The organism is Vibrio sp. RC2502, from assembly GCF_054850435.1.
This window is the reverse complement of sequence record NZ_CM141453.1, coordinates 2605618-2623245: the sequence shown is the minus strand read 5'-3', so window position 1 is coordinate 2623245 and position 17628 is coordinate 2605618. Positions and strand designations below refer to the sequence as shown.

The 17628-nt window shown below is 44.5% G+C and carries 14 protein-coding genes and 2 tRNA genes; 12 read left to right on the top strand and 4 right to left on the bottom strand.

The window, feature by feature from the left end:
- Nucleotides 1-2 precede the first annotated feature (2 nt).
- Entirely contained in the window at nucleotides 3-3134 is a 3132-nt protein-coding gene (gene vmeK / locus ACYJZR_RS12175; RefSeq protein WP_023584010.1) for a multidrug efflux RND transporter permease subunit VmeK, read from the top strand.
- 24 nt (nucleotides 3135-3158) lie between these two features.
- Here the strand turns inward: vmeK and ACYJZR_RS12170 are convergent, their stop codons facing one another.
- Complete coding sequence (locus ACYJZR_RS12170) at nucleotides 3159-4448, bottom strand: peptidoglycan DD-metalloendopeptidase family protein (protein ID WP_005490383.1); 1290 nt, start codon at nucleotides 4446-4448, stop codon at nucleotides 3159-3161.
- A 130-nt stretch (nucleotides 4449-4578) separates the two neighbouring features.
- On the opposite strand from ACYJZR_RS12170, the gene tyrS reads away from it, so the two are divergent.
- Together tyrS and ACYJZR_RS12160 are read left to right on the top strand one after the other, a co-directional pair.
- Complete coding sequence (gene tyrS / locus ACYJZR_RS12165; protein WP_005479092.1) at nucleotides 4579-5766, top strand: tyrosine--tRNA ligase; 1188 nt, start codon at nucleotides 4579-4581, stop codon at nucleotides 5764-5766.
- Between the two features lie 417 nt (nucleotides 5767-6183).
- Nucleotides 6184-7029, top strand: coding sequence for a magnesium transporter (locus ACYJZR_RS12160; protein ID WP_005494055.1), 846 nt, complete (start codon nucleotides 6184-6186; stop codon nucleotides 7027-7029).
- Here ACYJZR_RS12160 and dacB read toward each other — a convergent pair.
- On the bottom strand, nucleotides 7008-8429 hold the full coding sequence (gene dacB / locus ACYJZR_RS12155) for a serine-type D-Ala-D-Ala carboxypeptidase (protein ID WP_025594011.1): 1422 nt from the start codon (nucleotides 8427-8429) through the stop codon (nucleotides 7008-7010). The genes ACYJZR_RS12160 and dacB overlap by 22 nt on opposite strands.
- Nucleotides 8430-8627: 198 nt before the next feature.
- Nucleotides 8628-9656 (bottom strand): porin, encoded by a 1029-nt coding sequence (locus ACYJZR_RS12150; protein ID WP_021486773.1) that lies wholly within the window; start codon nucleotides 9654-9656, stop codon nucleotides 8628-8630.
- 537 nt (nucleotides 9657-10193) lie between these two features.
- Between ACYJZR_RS12150 and greA the strand changes: the two genes are divergently transcribed.
- Nucleotides 10194-10667: a transcription elongation factor GreA gene (gene greA, locus ACYJZR_RS12145; protein ID WP_005485311.1), complete on the top strand. Its 474-nt coding sequence runs from the start codon at nucleotides 10194-10196 to the stop codon at nucleotides 10665-10667.
- Nucleotides 10668-10748: 81 nt separating this feature from the next.
- Here the strand turns inward: greA and yhbY are convergent, their stop codons facing one another.
- Nucleotides 10749-11045, bottom strand: coding sequence for a ribosome assembly RNA-binding protein YhbY (gene yhbY, locus ACYJZR_RS12140; RefSeq protein ID WP_005380066.1), 297 nt, complete (start codon nucleotides 11043-11045; stop codon nucleotides 10749-10751).
- A 138-nt stretch (nucleotides 11046-11183) separates the two neighbouring features.
- Here yhbY and rlmE point away from each other — a divergent pair, with 138 nt between their 5' ends.
- From rlmE to rimP, 8 genes are all read left to right on the top strand, one after another.
- Complete coding sequence (rlmE, locus tag ACYJZR_RS12135) at nucleotides 11184-11813, top strand: 23S rRNA (uridine(2552)-2'-O)-methyltransferase RlmE (protein WP_005494062.1); 630 nt, start codon at nucleotides 11184-11186, stop codon at nucleotides 11811-11813.
- Nucleotides 11814-11921: 108 nt separating this feature from the next.
- Nucleotides 11922-13901 (top strand): ATP-dependent zinc metalloprotease FtsH, encoded by a 1980-nt coding sequence (gene ftsH, locus ACYJZR_RS12130; protein WP_021447645.1) that lies wholly within the window; start codon nucleotides 11922-11924, stop codon nucleotides 13899-13901.
- A 52-nt stretch (nucleotides 13902-13953) separates the two neighbouring features.
- The gene (folP, locus tag ACYJZR_RS12125) at nucleotides 13954-14784 is read left to right on the top strand and encodes a dihydropteroate synthase (protein ID WP_005481601.1); all 831 of its coding nucleotides are present in this window, start codon (nucleotides 13954-13956) and stop codon (nucleotides 14782-14784) included.
- Nucleotides 14785-14803: 19 nt separating this feature from the next.
- A complete protein-coding gene (gene glmM, locus ACYJZR_RS12120) occupies nucleotides 14804-16144 on the top strand; it encodes a phosphoglucosamine mutase (RefSeq protein WP_005481562.1) in 1341 nt (446 codons plus the stop codon).
- A gap of 222 nt (nucleotides 16145-16366) precedes the next feature.
- Nucleotides 16367-16705, top strand: a complete 339-nt coding sequence (gene secG / locus ACYJZR_RS12115) for a preprotein translocase subunit SecG (RefSeq protein ID WP_005481580.1) — start codon at nucleotides 16367-16369, stop codon at nucleotides 16703-16705.
- A gap of 15 nt (nucleotides 16706-16720) precedes the next feature.
- Nucleotides 16721-16804 (top strand) — tRNA-Leu (locus ACYJZR_RS12110).
- 56 nt (nucleotides 16805-16860) lie between these two features.
- Nucleotides 16861-16937, top strand: a tRNA-Met gene (locus ACYJZR_RS12105).
- 227 nt (nucleotides 16938-17164) lie between these two features.
- Entirely contained in the window at nucleotides 17165-17620 is a 456-nt protein-coding gene (gene rimP / locus ACYJZR_RS12100; protein ID WP_005456065.1) for a ribosome maturation factor RimP, read from the top strand.
- Nucleotides 17621-17628: the final 8 nt, after the last annotated feature.

The following is a 17628-nucleotide window of genomic DNA, read 5'->3' as shown; positions in this document are numbered from 1 at the left end:
GCATGTTTAGTATAATTGACGCTGCGTTATCCCGATCAAGAACGATGTTGACCTTGTTGGTGATGATCCTCATCGCAGGGGTCATTACTTACGTCACCATCCCAAAAGAATCTAGTCCCGATATCACTATTCCTATCATTTACGTCTCTGTGGGGCATCAAGGTATTTCTCCAACTGATGCTGAGCGTTTACTGGTTCGTCCTATCGAACAAGAACTGCGCTCAATTGAAGGGGTGAAAGAGATGACATCGGTTGCCTCCGAAGGCCACGCCTCAGTCACTTTGGAGTTTAGCGTTGGCGTGGATCTCGATAAAGCGATGGCGGATGTTCGCGACGCGGTCGATCTGGCGAAACCTAAGTTACCTGCAGACAGTGATGAACCGACGGTCAATGAAGTTACTTTTGCTTCAGAGGAGCCAGTTTTAACCGTTGTGCTTTATGGCACGGTGCCAGAGAGAACCATTGTTCAAATCGCACGAACGTTGCGTGACAGATTAGAAAGCTTCCGTCAGATCTTGGAAGTCGATATTGCTGGTGATCGTGAAGATATTGTCGAGATCGTGGTTGATCCCCTTCTAATGGAAAGCTATGGATTGGATCAGGCCGATATCTATAACTTGATCGCACTAAACAACCGAGTGGTTGCGGCTGGTTTTGTCGATACTGGATATGGGCGCTTTTCGGTCAAAGTTCCGTCGGTGTTTGATTCTCTGAAAGATGTTCTCGAATTGCCTATCAAAGTGAATGGCAAAGAAGTGATCACCTTTGGTGATGTGGCCACAGTTCGCCGAGCGTTTCGTGATCCGGAAAGCTTTGCCCGCTTGGATGGTGAGCCTGCCATTGTGCTTGACGTGAAAAAGCGTGCTGGCGAGAACATTATTGAAACCGTCGCGTTAGTTAAAGAGGTGATTGCTCAAGGGCAACTGCGAGCAGAGTGGCCAAGTAATTTGCAGGTTAAATACACTTGGGATCAGTCGGATGATGTCAAGCTAATGCTTAGTGATCTGCAAAACAACATTCTCTCGGCAATCATTTTGGTGGTCATCGTTATTATCGCGATCTTGGGGGTAAGAACGGCTTTGTTGGTTGGGATCTCTATTCCAGGCTCTTTCTTAACGGGGTTGTTAGTCCTCTCGGTTTTTGGTCTTACCGTAAACATCGTGGTGCTGTTTGCCTTAATCATGGCGGTCGGCATGCTGGTGGATGGTGCAATCGTCGTCACTGAGTTTGCCGATCGGAGAATGCAAGAAGGCACGCCGCGTAAAGAGGCATACCGAGACGCAGCCAAACGCATGGCATGGCCGATCACCGCCTCTACCGCGACTACGTTGGCGGCATTTGCTCCGCTTCTTTTTTGGCCGGATATTACCGGTGAGTTTATGAAGTACTTACCGTTAACGCTAATCGCGACGTTAGCGGCGTCATTGGTGATGGCTTTGCTATTTGTGCCTGTTATTGGCGGCATTATTGGTAAACCTCAGGTTATCAATCCTAAAGCCCAACAAGAAATGGTGGAGCTACACAACGGAAACTTTGAGAAAGCGACAGGAATTACCAAGCTTTATTACAAAACTTTGTTTGTGGCGATTCAACATCCTTGGAAAGTGCTGCTGAGCGCGGTATTGCTGGCGGGTGGTGTTGGATTTACTTACAGTAAAGCGGGGTTAGGAGCTGAGTTTTTCCCTGAAGTCGATCCGCCATTTTTCACCGTAAAAGTACGCTCTTACGGGGATCTTTCCATTAATGAGAAAGATATCGTAATGCGAGAAATTGAAAAGGTCATGCTGGGTCATGATGAGTTTGAAAGTGTCTACACTCGCACTGGATCGAGCGATAATGGTGACGAAATCGGTCAGATTCAAATAACTCCTGTGGATTGGCAATATCGTCGTAAAGTCAAAACGATCATTGAAGAACTAAAAGCTACCACCGACCAATTTTATGGCGTTGAGTTAGAGTACAAATTCCCGGATGCCGGCCCTCCGGTTGAACATGATTTGGTGATTGAAGTTTCTTCTCGAAGTAGGAGTATAGGCGAGCTAGATGACGCCGCGAAGCTCGTTAGGCTTTGGGCTGATAGCAACCCAGCACTGACTAATTTGAGTGATACCACCAATAAAGAGGGGATTGACTGGCAAATTGACATTCGACGCGACGACGCTTCTCGTTTTGCTGCCGATGCAACTTTGGTGGGAAATACAGTTCAATTTGTCACGAATGGTCTGAAAATAGGGGACTATTTACCTGACGATGCGGATGAAGAAGTCGATATTTTGGTGCGCTACCCACAAGAGAAGCGAGATATTGGTCGATTCGATCAGCTAAGAGTGAAAACCGCTGCAGGTTTAGTGCCTATAACCAACTTTGCTCAAATTAAGCCAGACCACAAGCAAGATACTATCCGTCGTGTTGATGGTCATCGAGTTATCAACATTAAAGCGGATATGGTGGAAGGCTACAATTTGGCGCTTGAGTTACCAAAAATTGCGGCTGAAATGGAACAGCTCGGTTTACCGGAAGGCGTTGAATATAAGATTCGGGGTCAAAATGAGGAGCAGGAAAACTCATCAGCATTCTTGCAAAACGCTTTTGTTGTGGCTCTTGGCGTCATGGCGCTCATTCTCATCACGCAGTTCAACAGCTTTTATCAGGCATTTTTGATTTTGAGTGCGGTGCTGTTTTCAACGGTCGGGGTTTTTGCTGGGTTGCTTATTTTCCAAAAACCATTCGGCATCATCATGTCTGGCATTGGTGTGATTGCCTTGGCTGGTATCGTAGTTAATAACAACATTGTACTGATTGATACTTATAACCAAATGCGAAAAAGAGGACTGGACAAAGCAGAGGCTATCCTGCGGACCGGTGTGCAACGTTTGAGACCGGTGCTATTAACCACAATTACGACCATTTTAGGGTTGTTACCGATGGTTCTAGAAATGAACATCGATTTAGTTAATCAAAAAGTCGAATTTGGTGCGCCGAGTACGCAATGGTGGTCTCAGTTAGCGACGGCAGTAGCGGGGGGATTGGCATTTGCTACGGTTTTGACGTTGGTGCTTACGCCTTGTTTGCTTATGTTGGGAAGAGATCATCTTGCTAAGCCCGAACCTGATGAAAGCGAAGAGGCAGCGTAATGCTGCCTCTTTTTACTTTTCCGTTTATCTCATTGCCAGTAACTTACTGTAACGATCCAGCTTGTCCATACTGACTTTTGCATTCGCCATGAAGGTTTGTCTTGCTTTACCTGTTAACGATTTGGATTGCGGCAAATTCACTGTTCTTGGGTTTTTGTGCACGCCATTTACTAGGAACTCATAATGTAAGTGAGGTCCTGTCACACGACCTGTTCCACCAAGCGTACCGATAGTTTGACCTTGTTTAACACGTTGACCCGTTTTGACTGTGCGCTTCGTTAAGTGCAGATACTTGGTAATGTATGTGTTGCTGTGCTTGATGAACACGTAGTTCCCGTTGAACTTGTTGTAAGCCGATTTTTGCACCACACCATCACCAGCGGCCCAAATTGGCGTACCAACAGGTGCTGCGTAGTCAGTGCCTCGGTGAGGACGTACTCGACCCGTAACTGGGTGAAGACGACGTGGGTTAAAGTTTGAAGTCACGCGACGGAAATCCAGTGGAGCGCGCAAGAAGGCTTTTTTCATCGCTCGGCCATTTTCATCGTAATATTTGCCCGTTTTCTCATCTAAAATAGCCGTAAACGTATCGCCCTGGTTTTTGAATATCGCAGCGATGATTTTTCCGCGACCAATGACTTCACCTTCTACAACTTCTTCTTGATACAGCACTCGGAAAGAGTCGTTTTTGCGAATATCGAGTGCGAAGTCGATATCCCAGCCAAAAATTCCTGCTAGCTCCATGATTTGGTTGCCATTCAAGCCAGACGAAATTCCTGCGTTCCAGAAGTTGGATTTGATGGTTGCCTCGGCGTAGTTAAATTGGTAATCGACCTCTTTTTTATCGACCTCAGAAACGTATTTGCCGTCTTGCAGTTTGATGCGAAAGGTTTCAAATGCGCTTAGCGTACGGCGCAGTTGAACCAAGTCGTTTTTCTCATCAAAACCAAATTGCAATTTATCGCCCGGACGAAGACGAGTTAACTGCTGTTCAATTTCTTTATCGGAGGACACTAACTCGTGCAGTAGACGAGCAGAGAGTCCCACTCGATTAAATAGAATGGCGGCGCTCTCGCCATTTTTTACTTTGTAAGTTTCCCAGCGCAAAACCGAAGACATCTGAGAAGAGCCATTTAATGTCGTCAATTCAAGTGAGATCGGCACAGGATAGTGTTGACCAACTTTTAATCGGCTTTGTTGCGGGTTGAGGTCTTGCGGATCGGGCAGAAAGAACAGTGCAATGATGATCAGAGCACTAAAAAACCCGATCAATACTTTGTGCAAGAGTGGAAGTCGGACAAAAATCGAATGCATGAGGTACTTGATTGCTAAATTAAACGGAAAAAGTGACAACTACCTAGTCTAACGTGTTTCAAAATGCATCGCTATTCAAGTAATATGTTCAGCTATTATATTTTTGCCAAATCTGTGGGAGTGAACAAGAATGGCGAGCATTGAAGCTGCACTAGCCGAGATTAAGCGCGGTGTTGAAGAGCTGATTCCAGAAGAAGAGCTAATCGCAAAACTAAAAGAAGGTCGTCCTCTACGTATTAAATTGGGCGCCGATCCAACAGCACCTGACATTCACCTAGGCCATACGGTTATTTTCAATAAGCTTCGCTTGTTCCAAGAACTAGGTCATGAAGTGACGTTCCTAATCGGTGACTTCACTGCAATGGTTGGTGACCCAACAGGTAAAAACACCACTCGTCCACCGCTAAGCCGCGAAGACGTACTGCGTAACGCTGAAACGTACAAAGAACAAGTGTTCAAAATTCTAGATCCTGCGAAGACTAAAATTCAGTTTAACTCTGAGTGGCTGTCTGAGCTGGGCGCAGAAGGTATGATTCGTCTTGCTGCAAACCAAACCGTTGCTCGTATGCTAGAACGTGACGACTTTAAAAAGCGTTACGCAGGCGGCCAACCAATTGCTATCCATGAGTTCATGTACCCACTTCTGCAAGGTTGGGACTCAGTTGCGATGGAAACGGACGTTGAATTAGGCGGTACAGACCAGAAGTTCAACCTTCTAATGGGTCGTGAACTGCAAAAATCTCACGGTCAAAAGCCTCAAGTTGTACTTATGATGCCGCTTCTTGTTGGTCTAGACGGCGAGAAGAAGATGTCTAAGTCTGCGGGTAACTACATTGGTATCAGCGAAGCGCCAAGCGAAATGTTTGGTAAGATCATGTCGATCTCTGATGACTTAATGTGGAGCTACTACGAGCTGCTATCGTTCCGTCCTCTAGAGGAAATCGAACAGTTTAAAGCGGACGTTCAAGCGGGTAAAAACCCACGTGATATCAAAGTGCTACTTGCTAAAGAGATCATTGCGCGTTTCCACAGTGAAGCCGATGCAGATGCGGCAGAGCAAGAGTTTGTGAACCGTTTCGCTAAGAACCAAATCCCTGACGAAATGCCAGAATTTGACTTTGATGCTGGCACTCCAGTAGCGAATCTTCTAAAAGATGCTGGTCTGTGTGCGTCAACGTCTGAAGCGATGCGCATGGTAAAACAAGGTGCAGCAAAGGTTGAAGGCGAGAAAGTTGCCGACGCTAAGTTTGCACCAGAAGCTGGTACTTACGTATTCCAAGTTGGTAAACGTAAATTTGCACGTATTACGATCAAGTAATCCATAATTTTTACGTATGGAAGCGCCCAATGGGCGCTTTTTTTGTTCCTAAAATTGGCAAAAAAAGAACAAAGCTCACCTGTAAATATGGATTAACTTTGCTACTATACTTGCGCTGCTAATCAGGGCTGCGATATCGGAGATTTACATGAACAATACCGACCATCCTCCCAGTCGTTGGGTGAGTAAGATTAAGGGAGCGAAATAACCCGCTTCGGTATTGGCGATCTCCGTCTTACCCGAGTGGTGAGGCATCTTTTCTAATTTTCTTCTCGTTATTTCCTTCATACATTCTGAATAGACAGTGCTTTTGCATTGGTGAATTTGCGTGTTTGTGTCATCTATCGGCATAAAGGCGTGATGAGCTTGTGCTTGTGTTGTCGATGGTCGTTACCAATGCCAATCGGGAGATTCGCCATGACGGTAATGAACAACACTTTTATTGAAACAACACCAAACTTTTCTGAAGTAGAAATTGGTGCAGCTCGCAATGCGTTTTTGAAATACGATCAAGAGCAGCAACTTCATTTGCTCACCATCATGCCAATAGATGAAGCGGTGGGGATTTTGAAGCACTGTTCTGTAGGGTATGTGAACAGTTTGATGTCTCAACTTGAGCATGCGGGTCATGATAAGCGTGCGCGTCACTATGCGCACCAATTGGGTTTGCATGTGTCGGAAGTTGATACTCCTGACGGTTACTTATCAACAGGTGTACTTGAGCATGTAAAGCAGCGAATCGGCTGGATTATTGCACTCGCTTTATTGGGGATCGTTTCTGGGCTGATTATTGCTCAGTATGAAGATACATTGAGCCAACTGGTTTTACTGGCAGTATACATGCCGGTGATTGCGGCGGCTGGTGGTAATACGGGAACTCAAGCGGCCACATTGGTCATTCGTGCATTGGCCACTGGTGAACTTAAAAAGCGTCAGTGGTTAGCAGTACTTTGGAAAGAAAGTCGCGTAGCGCTGTGTCTCGCATTAGCGATCGCAATAGTTATGGTTGGACGCATTATGCTTTTTAGTGCCGGCCAATCTACGGGGGGCTTTGAACTGACAGACATCGCACTTGCAATCGCCGTTGCTTTGTTTATTCAAGTCTCAATTTCCACAACGCTTGGCGGTTTGTTGCCAATAATTGCCCGCGCTTGCAAGCTAGACCCAGCCGTATTGGTGAGCCCTGTGCTTGCATCAATCGTTGATATATCAGGTATGTGGATTTACTTTACTGTAGTGAATTACTTCTTAGGTATCGCCTGACTAAAATTCACGATGTCACGGTAAAATAACTGCTCAAAATGCGTAATAGGGGCGATGACAGGTTTGTTATCGTCCCTTTTTTCTGGAAAGTAGTCTGAGACAAACTGGACGAAAATAGTATTCGGCTGGCCATTTTTATCTAAACCATAACCCGCCATGTTGTAGGTTCCGTACAATGAACCACTCTTGGCAATCAGTTGACCTTTGATTGGGGCATTCCGCATGCTTTGGCGGTATTGCAGCGTACCCGATTCGCCTGATTTAGGCATGATGGCAATCAGCTTCAGTGTTTTTTCGTTTTTCCAGATATAACGTAGGATTTCCGCCATTTTGGTCGCAGAAATACGGTTGTTTCTTGAAAGGCCCGATCCATCTTCCAAGCGTGCGTTACGGATATCGATGCCAGTGTTGGCGAAAATGATCTGTTTGATCGCTTCTGTACCATTGGTAAAACTTCCGGGTTGAACAAAAAATTTCGCACCCAATGTTTTCGTTAATGTGTCTGCGATCAAATTGTCAGAATGCTTGAGCATGTCATCAAGTAAATCGGATAGCGGCTTTGATTGATGTAATGCCATCAATTTACGTTGTTTCTGTGGCGCTGAGCCAATCTTAATTTTGCCTTTGAGCTCAATACCTAATTGCTTGAGTAACGTACTGATATTTTGACTGGTATAACGTTCAGGATCTTGAACCGCAAATTTGAGAGGCAGCGGCTTTTCTCGTTCGACTAAGCATCCTTTTAATTCGTAGCGATTGTCTGGGTTAGCAAGCAGGTCTAAATCGCAATGGCGGCTCTTTTGAATCGTCTTAGAAACGGTCTCGACCGAACTTTTAACACGAATAGGTTGATGCTCTGGCACATAGACTCGAGTCCCGCCATCTTTTTGCGTATAGATAGAAGCTTGGACACAGTTGTTGTTGAGTGTAATGCTAGAAGCCGGAGCGCTGTAGCAAACCCCCAGAATGTCCCACGGCCAACCCACCGCTCGGTCATACCCTGTAAAGGCACTGTTGTCTAACCACAAGTCACCGTTAATGCGCGTTAAACCATTTTTTTTCGCCAATGACAGCAACGCTTTCAAATCTTGGGTTTGTAGGGTGGGATCTCCGACAAAGTAGATAACGGCATCGGAACTCGAGGTTTCAAGCTTTGTTCGAAATGCAAAGCTGTCTCCTAACTCTAATTTAGCAGCTAAGGCTGTGACAATTTTTAATGTGCTCGCTGGTGGAAATAGTTGGTCTGTTGGACGGATACCATCGAGCGTGGAACTTTCGTTTAGTTTTTCTGCAACTAAGCTGATACGGGCGCCCTCTGGCAATACCTCTTGATGAGGATACGCATAAGACAATAGCGGAAAAATAAGAGAAGAAATGAGTAGAGGCCAACGTAAACGCATAGTGTGATTTTCTAGGGTTAGTTATGTGATTGAGTATACGCAAGTCCACTCAATATACTAGGTGCATCCAAGAATGCTTGGTTCATCATTAATATTGAGACAAAGTGGTTAGAAGAACGCGCTATTAAGATGAGAAATGAAAGATAAAAAAATGCCCGCGATAAGCGGGCACTGAGTATTCAAGTCTAAAGACTGGAATTAGAAGTCGTAACGTAGACCTAGAGCTAGCTCGTCTTCTGCATCAGCTTTAGATGCTGTAGTGTTGCCACCAACTTTACCTAGTTTATCGCCAGAGTCGATTAGGTTGAAGTTGTATGAAACGTAACCACGGAAGTTAGGCTTGAAGTAGTAAGATGCATCAACAGCGAAGTTGTTAGCAGAAGTTTCGTTGTTAGTTTCTGCGTTGTTGTACGTTGTTGTGAATACTGTTTGACCTAGAGTGTAAGCACCAGCTAGTTCGTAACCAGTGTAGTCACCTTCAGTTTTCGCTTTTTCACCGTCAGTGAAGATACCAGCGAAGTATAGGTCACCCATAGTGTAAGATGCAGCTAGCATGTATTCGTTAGCTTCGTCTTGGTCTGCGTAACCAGCACCTAGCTCAAGACCTGTGTCTGCTACTGCGTAGATTGCAGATAGAGAGTAACCGTCTTGTTTGTTGTCTGAGTAGTGATCAACGCGATCGTTTTCACCAGCAGGAGTACCGTCTGCTTTTAGCTCTGTACGGTCAGCAAAGCGGTAGCTAGCTTTAACGCTTAGGTTTTCGAATTGACCTTTGTAAGACATCATGTTGTCTGAACGGTCAGCCACTGCTAGTTTGTCAGCTGCTGAGTTACCGTGGTAAGCCATGATATCTGTGAAATCAGTGATAACGCCTAGTGCACCTTCGTTTTTACCGTAAGTGAACTCACCCCATGCACCGCCAAGACCAGCGTATGCGTAACGAGTGTCTAGGTTGCTGTTTCCATCTACACCGCCGTTTTCAGCTGTAGTAAACTCACCTTCCCAGAAACCAACACCGTAAAGGTTGTCGTTGATAGCTTGAGTACCAAGGAAGTTTAGACGGATACGAGAGTTGTCTTGAGCGTCGCCATCTTTCATAGATAGACGTGCTTCAGCGCGGCCGCCCATTTCTAGAGAAGTGCCGTCTTGGTTGTAAAGTTCAGCTGCGTTAACGCCAGTTGCCATAGCTGCTGCAGATACAGAAAGAGCAATTAGAGTCTTTTTCATCTTATTTGTCCTAGTTAGCTGTCCATAATCATTGTTGTATGGGGGAGAGATGACCTCTCACAAGTTATTGGTCTATATTTGGCTTCATCTGCGAGAGTTTTCCGCAACTGTAAGCCTTTGATGTAACAACTTGCTGGACATGTTTTACTGCTAAAGTTTCATGATGAGTTAGTAAAATGATATAAATCATGCTGATGAACACTGTTCGATTGTGGCTGGTTGTTTGTTAAGTAGTTGGTTTTAATGAGTTAATGCTTCAATGACATTGGCCTGACATTGATTAGTTTTTATGTTTTTTGATGTTTTTAGTGTAATGAACAGTGTTGTTTTTCAATAAATTGCGATAATGATTGGATCTAAAATTGATTCGGTTCGTTATGCTGCAAAGGCATAGCAATGTTGAATTTCGAATTAAGATGATTTCGCTCAGGAGTTTGTTTACACTAGTTGAAAATACATCTTTAACCGCACTACCTAGTCCTACGACTGGGTGGGCTTTTTATTGTCCAAAGACCCATTTGGGCTTGAGGTTACATAATGGAAAAAGTTCCAATGACACTACGTGGTGAACAAATGCTACGTACAGAACTAGAACGTCTACTTAAGCTACGTCCTCAAATTTCAGAAGCGATTGCTGAAGCACGAGAACTAGGTGATTTGAAGGAAAATGCTGAATATCATGCCGCTCGAGAAGAGCAGGGTATTTGTGAAGCGCAAATCCGTGACATTGAATATAAGCTATCTGTTGCGCAAGTAATTGATGTAACTAAAATGGAAAACACTGGCAAGGTTATCTTTGGTTCAACGGTGACTTTGATTGATGTCGATACCGATGAAGAAAAGACATATCAGATTGTTGGTGACGATGAAGCTGATATTAAAGCTGGCCGTATTTCAGTGAGCTCTCCAATTGCTCGTGGCTTGATCGGCAAGATGGAAGGCGACGAGGTTGCTATCCAGACTCCTGGTGGAGCGAAAGATTTCGAAATTGACCGAGTTGAATACATCTAAGTGGCATCTTGAATGCCCACTATTTGTTAAATGCAAAAAAGGTCGCCAATGGCGACCTTTTTCTTCAACAACGTAAGTGAATTACTTACGAGGAATTTCGATTTTACGCTCTTCAGACTGGCGGTATAGCACAAGCACTTTACCAATTGTCTGAACTTTTTCAGCGCCTGTCTCACGTACGATAGCGTCAATGATTAGCTGTTTTGTTTCACGATCTTCTGAAGCAACTTTTACTTTGATCAGTTCGTGATGGTTTAGAGCGATTTCAATTTCTGCTAGCACGGCTTCTGTAAGTCCATTTGCGCCCATTAGCACAACAGGTTTTAAACTGTGAGCCAGGCCTTTTAGGTGCTGCTTTTGTTTGGTGCTTAGGTTCATTACGCGGCCAATTTTCTTTAAAATAAGGGTTGAAAAAAGCTATTTTAACGCCATCTATTGCTGAAGACTATAATTTATTGAGTAATAGGTTGTGCCTATTAAAACAATAGCTCCTATTTGCGCCTTGTTGGGATTAAAATGAGTAAACAAAAACATTCGGCTAGTTCTGGTCGTTGGTTGAAAGAACACTTTGATGATAAATACGCGAATGAAGCCCGTAAAAAAGGATATCGTTCACGTGCGTACTTCAAGATTGATGAAATCCAAACAAAAGATAAGTTGTTAAAACCTGGCATGACAGTGGTCGATTTAGGTGCTGCTCCGGGTGGATGGTCTCAATATGCTGCTAAAATAGTAGGAGATAGTGGTCAGATTATTGCTTGTGATTTACTTCCTATGGATCCAATAGCTGGTGTAAGTTTCTTGCAAGGTGACTTCCGAGACGATGCCGTGTTAGAGGCGTTGCTTGATAGAATTCAACCATCAATGGTTGATGTTGTAATGTCTGATATGGCGCCGAACATTGCAGGTAACAACTCTGTCGATCAACCACGCGCAATGTATTTAGTTGAATTGGCTTTAGATATGTGTCGACAAGTTCTAGCGCCTAATGGTAGCTTTGTCGTAAAGGTTTTCCAGGGTGAAGGCTTCGATCAATATGTGAAAGAAGTCCGAGACATGTTTAAAGTCGTAAAAATCAGAAAACCAGACTCATCGCGAGCTCGCTCCCGAGAAGTCTTTGTTGTAGCCACTGGTTACAAAGGTTAACTATTTTGCTCTTTCGGGAGCGTGTTAACACTATAGCTACAGTGAGTGAACTGTAGTACCCTACCTTTAATTACAATTAGTTATCGAGAGGCTTACACCTTGAGTGACATGGCAAAAAATTTAATTCTGTGGCTTGTTATCGCTGTCGTATTGATGTCGGTATTTCAGAGCTTTGGCCCTGGAGAAAGCAATGGCAGAACCGTGGATTACACCACGTTTGTACAGGAAGTTGGCCAAGGCCAGATTCAAGAAGCAACTTTTAAAGACGGTGAAATTAGCTTTGTTCGTCGTGGCGGCGGTGCCAAAATGGTCACTTACATGCCTGTGTATGATCAGAAGCTTCTAGATGACCTAATTAACCAAAACGTGAAAGTGCAAGGTACGCCTCCTGAAGAGCAAAGCTTGCTTGGCACAATTTTCATTTCTTGGTTCCCAATGATCTTACTGATTGGTGTGTGGATTTTCTTCATGCGTCAAATGCAAGGCGGCGGCGGTAAAGGCGCTATGTCTTTCGGTAAGAGTAAAGCTCGTATGATGAGCGAAGAACAAATCAAAACCACTTTCGCTGATGTTGCGGGCTGTGACGAAGCAAAAGAAGACGTAAAAGAACTTGTTGATTACCTACGTGATCCAAGCCGTTTCCAAAAACTGGGTGGTAAGATTCCAACTGGTGTTTTAATGGTTGGTCCTCCAGGTACGGGTAAAACGTTACTTGCAAAAGCTATCGCAGGTGAGGCAAAAGTACCGTTCTTTACTATTTCAGGTTCCGATTTCGTAGAAATGTTCGTTGGTGTTGGTGCATCTCGTGTACGTGACATGTTCGAGCAAGCGAAGAAAGCCGCGCCTTGTATTATCTTTATCGATGAAATCGATGCAGTAGGTCGTCAGCGTGGAGCTGGTGTAGGTGGTGGTCACGATGAACGTGAGCAAACACTGAACCAAATGCTAGTAGAAATGGATGGTTTTGAGGGCAACGAAGGTATTATCGTTATTGCTGCGACCAACCGCCCAGACGTATTAGACCCTGCATTGCTACGTCCGGGTCGTTTTGACCGTCAAGTAGTTGTAGGTCTTCCTGATGTACGCGGTCGTGAACAGATTCTAAAAGTACACATGCGCAAAGTGCCATTAGCTGGTGACGTAGAGCCTTCTTTAATCGCTCGTGGTACACCAGGTTTCTCTGGTGCAGACCTAGCCAACTTAGTTAACGAAGCTGCGCTATTTGCTGCACGTGGCAACAAACGCAATGTCTCTATGGTTGAGTTTGAGCTAGCGAAAGACAAAATCATGATGGGTGCAGAGCGCCGTTCTATGGTGATGTCAGAAGAGACCAAAGAGTCAACAGCGTACCATGAAGCTGGTCACGCGATTGTTGGTCGTTTAGTACCTGAGCATGATCCTGTGTACAAAGTGTCTATCATTCCACGTGGTCGTGCACTTGGTGTAACGATGTACTTGCCAGAACAAGACCGCGTAAGTATGTCTCGTCAGCACTTAGAATCTATGATTTCAAGCCTGTATGGCGGTCGTCTTGCTGAAGAGCTAATTTACGGTCCTGAAAAAGTATCGACAGGTGCTTCCAACGACATTGAACGTGCGACTGATATTGCTCGTAAGATGGTGACACAATGGGGCTTCTCTGAAAAACTTGGTCCTCTACTTTATGCAGAAGATGAAGGTGAAGTATTCCTTGGTCGTAGCGTAACGCAGACTAAACACATGTCTGATGATACCGCTAAGCTTATCGATGATGAGGTTCGTCAAATCATCGACCGCAACTACGACCGTGCGAAAAAGATTTTGGAAGACAATATGGACATCATGCATGCGATGAAAGATGCGCTAATGAAGTATGAAACCATTGATGCTCGCCAAATTGATGATCTCATGGAACGTAAAGCGGAAATTCGTGAGCCAGCAGGCTGGGGTGATAACCCAATGAATAAGCCAAAGGATGACGATAAGTCTCAAGCAACGCCTGAAGTGAAAGAGGAAGAGAAAGCAACGGATTCTGCGAATGCCGCAGAGCAAGTTACTTCTCAAGATTCTGCTTCAAGTGAAGTTCCAGAAAAGAAAGACTCTGAATAAAGAGTGTTGATAATAATAAACCCCGAGTTAGCTCGGGGTTTTTGTATTTATTATGATTATTACAGCAAATAACAAATCTCTCGACCTTTCTCGTCCACATGTAATGGCGATTCTTAATGTTACCCCTGATTCATTTTCTGATGGTGGTAAATTCAATTCTTTAGAACTTGCTCTTGCTCAAGTTGAAAAAATGATTACCGCAGGGGTTAGCATCATTGATGTTGGTGGTGAGTCTACACGCCCTGGTGCGCCAGATGTCTCTCTAGAAGAAGAGCTGCAACGCGTTGTTCCTGTTGTAAAGGCCATCCGCGAAAAATACGATGTATGGATCTCTGTCGATACCAGTAAAGCAGAAGTAATGCGTCAGGCTATCGCTGTTGGTGCGGATCTAATTAACGATATCCGTGCGTTACAAGAACCTGGTGCACTTCAAGTTGCAGCTGCATCAAAACTACCTGTTTGCTTAATGCATATGAAGGGGCAACCTAGAACTATGCAGGAAAGCCCTCAGTACGAGAACTTGATGGATGACGTCGCTCAGTTTCTGGAAGAGCGCATAGCTGCTTGTGAAGCCGTAGGTATCAATAAGTCTCAACTTATCCTCGATCCTGGTTTTGGCTTTGGCAAAACCATTGAACACAATTATCATATGCTCGCTCATCTCGAGAAGTTTCATGAGTTCGGTCTGCCTATCTTGGCGGGTATGTCTCGTAAATCAATGATTTTCAAGCTGCTTGATAAGCCAGCAGCAGATTGCACTAACGCCAGTGTGGTTTGTGCCACGATTGCTGCCATGAAAGGCGCGCAGATCATTCGTGTTCATGATTTTGAAGAAACTATTGAAGCAATGAAAATTGTCGAAATGACGCAAAACAATATTTAAAAATAATAAAGGTAAGTTTATGTCGAATAAAAGACGTTACTTTGGTACGGACGGTGTACGCGGTAAAGTTGGACAGTACCCAATCACTCCAGACTTCGTACTTAAGCTTGGCTGGGCTGCTGGTCGTGTACTAGCAAAACAAGGCACAAAGAAAGTTATTATTGGTAAAGATACTCGTATCTCTGGTTACATGCTTGAATCTGCACTAGAAGCTGGTCTTGCTGCCGCAGGTCTGAAGGCAACCTTCACAGGTCCAATGCCGACACCTGCTGTCGCTTACTTAACGCAAACTTTCCGCGCAGAAGCGGGCATTGTGATTTCTGCATCGCATAACCCATATTACGACAACGGTATTAAATTCTTCTCATCTGAGGGCACAAAATTGCCTGATGATATCGAGCTTGCTATCGAAGCTGAATTGGACAAAGACATTGAATGTGTTGAGTCTTCTGAATTGGGCAAAGCGACTCGTTTAAATGATGCTGCAGGTCGTTACATCGAGTTCTGTAAAAGCACATTCCCATCGACACTAAGTCTCTCTAACTTAAAGATCGTCGTTGATTGCGCTCATGGTGCTACCTATCATATTGCTCCAAATGTCTTCAAAGAACTTGGTGCAGATGTAATCGCGATGGGTGTTGAGCCAAATGGTATCAACATCAATGAAGAAGTCGGTGCTACAGATGTTCGCGCGCTACAAAAACGCGTTGTAGAAGAGCAAGCTCATCTTGGTCTTGCATTCGATGGTGACGGCGACCGTATCATCATGGTTGACCATTTAGGTAATAAAGTCGATGGTGACCAAATTGCTTACATCATCGCACGTGATGCTTTGCGTCGTGGTGAACTAAAAGGTGGCGTCGTTGGTACGTTGATGACTAACCTAGGTATGGAAAATGGCCTGAAGCAATTAGGTATTCCATTTGTTCGTGCTGCTGTCGGTGACCGCTATGTAATGGAGCAATTGCTGGCTAAAGGCTGGAAGATCGGTGCCGAAAACTCTGGTCACGTTATCTTGCTAGATAAAGTAACAACGGGAGACGCGATTGTTGCAGCTCTACAAGTGCTTGCTTCTGTTGTTGGTAGTGATATGTCTCTGCACGACTTGTCGCAAGGCATGACGCTTTACCCACAAGTTTTAGAAAATGTACGTTTCGCTGGTGAAAACAACCCTCTAGAAGCGCAAGCAGTACTGGCTGCTGTAGAAGAAGTTGAAGCTGAACTAGGCGATAAAGGTCGCGTTTTACTACGTAAATCAGGTACAGAGCCTTTGATTCGCGTAATGGTAGAAGGTGAAGATGCCGAGCTTGTTCAAAGCTCAGCGCTTAAGATTGCGGATGCAGTAAAAGCAAGTTGTTAATCATTGCTTTAACGTATTTAAAGAAAGAAAAGGGCAAGTTTTGCCCTTTTTTTGAGCGCTTAACCCGCCAGCATTGATTTTTTACTAATTTTCCCTTGTCAGCGTTACTTGCTTTCGCTAGTATTGCTCCGCCTCCCGTTAGGAGGTCGCTAGCCTTGTTCATTAACGATGTTTCGATATTGAACGGCGCTGGCTCAACAATTTGGAACATAGGTGGAAAAAATGTTTTCAGTTCTACTTGTGATTTACCTGTTGGCAGCGCTTGGTGTGATTGGCCTTGTGTTGATTCAACAAGGTAAAGGCGCAGATATGGGAGCCTCGTTCGGTGCTGGTGCTTCAAACACAGTGTTTGGTGCTAGTGGCTCAGGTAATTTCTTAACCCGAACAACTGCTATTTTAGCAACCGTATTTTTTGTCGTTAGCTTGCTACTTGGTCGTATGTCTACACACAAGACCGAGTCTCAATGGGTAGACCCAACATTAGGTCAACCAGTAGTTGAACAAGTTAAAGACGCAGCGAGTGAAGTTCCAGCACCTACTGGTGATGAAATTCCTCAATAAGCTGTAAGGTTTTGTGCCGAGATGGTGAAATTGGTAGACACGCTAGCATGAGGTGCTAGTGCCTTAGGTGTGAGGGTTCGAGTCCCTCTCTCGGCACCATGTATTTACAAACTTGTAAATCACTTGTTTGCGAGTATAATGCTCAGCAAGTCGGACGCGGGGTGGAGCAGCTTGGTAGCTCGTCGGGCTCATAACCCGAAGGTCGTCGGTTCAAATCCGGCCCCCGCAACCAATCTCCTTCTTTGAATAAAGAAGTTGCAGATTGGCAAGTTTACGTAGTGCTAACCACACTACGAGTTAAGAAAAGTAATTTTGACTATTCTTAACGTATCAGGGTCCAGCAGCATAAAACCCCGACTATCGGGGTTTTTTGTTATCTGAGTTTTTTAAATGACTCAGGTCACTGCTTGGTTTTTTGATTGGGCTCTGAGCCCTTTTTTTGTTTCTGGAGTGGTTTAAATGACTGGTTTAGAAAGACAACTTACTGAAATGCTTGAAGCGCCAGTAGAGGCATCAGGCTATGAGTTAGTTGGATTAGAATTCATTCGTGCTGGCGCGCACTCAACGTTACGCATCTACATCGACCATGAAAATGGTATTAACGTGGACGACTGTGCAGAAGTTAGCCACCAAGTAAGTGCAGTGTTAGACGTTGAAGATCCAATTTCTGTTGCTTACAGCCTAGAAGTGTCTTCTCCAGGTTTAGAAAGACCACTATTCAAAGCAGCACATTACGAGCAATTTATTGGTCACGAGGTCAGCATCGTTTTGAAAATGGCTGTAGCAAACCGTCGTAAGTGGAAAGGCATTATCCACGGCGTGGATGGCGAAACAGTGACAGTTACTGTTGAAGGTCAGCAAGAAGAGTTTGCTTTAAGTAACATTTCAAAAGCTAACCTGATCCCTAAATTTTAGGTCCCTAA